We start from the raw sequence: 2,816 nt of genomic DNA on the forward strand, positions 1-2,816 counted from the left end.
CGCACATGATTCGCCAACCCCCGGTGCGACACCTGCACACCCTTCGGCCGACCCGTCGACCCCGACGTGAAAATCACATACGCCAACTCGTCGAGGTCGATCGGCCCGGGCAGGGCCGCGCGCACGGCACCGTCGGCCGTGACCTCCTCGGCGCCGTCGTCCACGATCTCGTCCACCCGGAGCACGTCGACCCCGGCGCCGGCGAACCTGTCCGCGTACCGCTGCGAGGTGATCGCGACGCGGGCGCCAGCGTCGGCGAGCATCGCGGCGATGCGACCCGGCGGGTACGACGGATCCACCGGCACGAACGCCGCACCCGCCTTCCACACCCCCACCATCGACGCCACCAGCTCGGCGCCCCGGTCCAGCAGCACACCCACCACCGCACCGGCACCCACGTCCCGGCCGACCAGGCTCCGCCCGATCGCGGCGGCGCGGGCGTCCAGGCCCGCGAAGTCGACCGACCGACCGTCCGGCTCGGACACGGCCTCCGCCGACGGCGCTTCGGCCGCCCGCGCCTCGAACTCGGCGAGGACCGAACGCGACACGGGTTCCACCGCCGACGCCCCGTCGGCCAGCACCACCGACGCCTCACCCGGAGGCAGGCACACCACCGACGCGTCACCGTCCACGTCGGCGACCATCGCCTCCAGCACCGCCCGGTACATGCCACCGAGCCGCAGGACGTTGGGGTAGCTGACCTGGTGCGGCCGGGCCAGGATGTTGAGCACCCCGCCGAGGGTGGAGACGTGCAGGCCGAACTCGCCGCTGGCCTCGTAGATGGCGTCCTCGAAGTCGACCCGCTCGGTGTCGACCTGCTCGAAGTCGAGGTAGTTGAAGAGGATCTCGATCGGCCGACGCCCGTCGCCCAGGCGCTGCACGGCCGGCAGCGGGTAGCGGCGGTGCGGCCACAGCTCCAGTTCCCCGGCGAAGGTGTTGCGGATCAGCTCCCGCCAGGTACGCGCGCCCGCGTCGTGCACGAACGGCAGCGTGTTCAGGTGCATCCCGTAGACCCGGTCGGCGCCGGTCACCTCGGGCCGGCCGTGGCTGACCAGTCCGCTGGTGAACACGGGCTCGGCGGTGAGCTGGCTCATCACCTTCAGGTGCGCGGCCAGCAGCACGCTCTTCAGCGACGTGTCGGTACGGCTGGCCAGCTCGCGCAGGTCGTCCATCAGGTCGTGCAGAGGGACGCGGGTGCCGCACTCGTACTCCGGGACCGACTCGTCCTCGCCCCAGCCGGCGGGCAGCTCGAAGACCGGGCGGGCGACGACGTCCTGCCAGTAGTCGCGGTCCTCGGCCGCCGCCAGCGCCTCGATCTCGCCGGCGACGAAGTCGGCGTAGCGGACCGGGGGTGCCTCGAACGCCGCCGGTGCGCCGGTGTCGCGCAGGCTGCGGTAGTTGTCGAGGATCTCCATGAGCAGCGAGTGGTGGCTCCAGCCCTCGAGGATGCCGTGCGACATGGTCAGCACGAACCACCACGTGTCGTTGCGGCCGGCCGCCCCGGCGATGCGCATCTGCGGGACCTGGTCGGGGGTGAACGGCCGGGACCGCTCGGCGGCCAGGTACGCCCGCAGCCGGCTCTCGGCCTCCTCGTCCGTGCCGTCGCGCAGGTCGAGCAGCGTGACGTCGACGGGCACCTCGGCGTGCACGAGCTGCATCGGCACCGAGAAGCCGGTCAGGTCGAACGACGTACGCAGGATCTCGTGCCGATCCACGACGGTCCGCACGGCCCGGCGCAGCGCGTCGCCGTCGAAGGCGTGCTCGTCGCGGATCGGGAACGCCGACACGTTGTGGTAGGTGCGCCGCTCCGAGTCGGAGAGGGTCACCACCAGCATGGCGAGCTGCACCTGCGCGCACGGGTACGCGTCGGCGAGCCCGGCGGGCAGCCTGGCCCGGTCGGCGTCGTCGAGCAGGCTGAACGGGGCGACGGCCCGGAAGGCGGGCGCCGCCTCCTGGTCGTCCCCGCCGGCGAGGTGCGCGGCCAGGGCGGCGACGGTGCGGTGCACGAAGACGTCGCGCACCGAGACCGGGTGCCCGGCGCCGCGCAGCGCGCCCACGAGCGCGATGGCGCTGATGGAGTGCCCGCCGAGGTCGAAGAAGCTGTCCCGGGTGCTGACCTGTTCCAACTGGAGCACCTGGCCCCAGATCTCCGCCAGCCGCTCCTCCAGCTCGGTCGCCGGGGCGACGTGCTGCCGCTGCGCGGGCACCGCGGTGTCCCACAGGGCGGCCCGGTCGACCTTGCCGTTGGCGTTGAGCGGGATCGCCTCCACGGCGACGAACTCGGCCGGGACCATGTACTCCGGCAGGTGCTCCGCGCACCGCTGCCGGATCCGGTCCGCCAGCTCCGTGGCCGGCGCGGCCGGCCGGTAGAACACCACGAGCCGGTCCGACTCGCCGACCAGGGCGACCGCGTCGCCGACGCCGTCGGTGCCCTCGACGACCGCTTCGATCTCGCCGAGTTCGATCCGGTAGCCGCGGATCTTCACCTGGTGGTCGACCCGCCCGACGAACTCCACCGCCCCGTCGGGCAACCGCCGCACCAGGTCCCCGGTGCGGTACATCCGCGCCCCGGCCGCGGTTCCGGGCTCATTGCCGGCTCCGGCTGCGGCGAACGGGTCGGGCACGAACCGCTCGGCCGTCAGCGCCGGCTGACCCGCGTAGCCCCGGGCCACACCCACACCGCCCACGTACAGCTCGCCGACCACACCCACCGGGGCAAGGTGCAGGTCCCCGTTGAGCACGTACATCGTCATGCCCGGCAGAGCACGGCCGATCGGCACCACCGGACCCGCCTGCTCGGTCTCCACCGGGAAGAT

1 protein-coding gene is annotated in these 2,816 nt (G+C 73.1%); it reads right to left on the reverse strand.

Annotated features, from left to right (window positions below):
* A partial coding sequence (locus ABZ573_RS32420) for an AMP-binding protein (RefSeq protein ID WP_358122911.1) occupies positions 1–2,753 on the reverse strand: 2,753 nt, incomplete at its 3' end.
* Positions 2,754–2,816 lie beyond the last annotated feature (63 nt).

It is taken from the genome of Micromonospora sp. NPDC007220 (assembly GCF_040634035.1).
Classification (GTDB): Bacteria; Actinomycetota; Actinomycetes; order Mycobacteriales; family Micromonosporaceae; genus Micromonospora; species Micromonospora reichwaldensis.